At 45.6% G+C, this 551-nt stretch carries 1 pseudogene; it reads left to right on the forward strand.

What is annotated here, in order from left to right:
• A pseudogene (locus A3735_RS10510) lies at positions 1 to 551 on the forward strand (YgiQ family radical SAM protein); the annotation flags it as partial.

Here is a 551-nt window from a genome sequence, read left to right on the forward strand (position 1 = left end):
TATCCCGAGGTGAACACCCCAAGGATATGAAAGATATCAAAGGAACAGCTTGCCTACTAAAAGAATTGCCAGAAGGCTGGAATATAAAAGATTCCTCGCGCATCGAAAAACCAAAAGCGCTTGACCCAGCGAACCACCCGTTCCAGAAAAACCCTTATCAAGAAACTGAAATAGAAGGTTCCGAGTCGACAAGTAAATGCGCCGACAATCAGCAAGTCGATAAAGCAGAGCCAATCAAAATTTTACCATTTCCAGAACAAAGCGCTGATAAAGAGAGAGAATTTATCTTACTCCCCTCTTTTGAAAAGGTTTCCAAGGACCCTGTGCTTTATGCTCACACCTCCCGAATACTGCACCTGGAAACTAATCCAGCCAATGCCCGAGCCATTGTTCAGCCTCACGATCAACGCTATGTTTGGGTAAACCCACCAGCCATTCCTCTATCGACAGATGAACTTGATAGCGTCTTCGAACACGCTTATCAGCGAGTGCCTCATCCTAGCTACGGTGATGCAAAAATTCCTGCCTACGAGATGATACGTTTCTCGGTC

The organism is Oleiphilus sp. HI0061 (assembly GCF_001635675.1).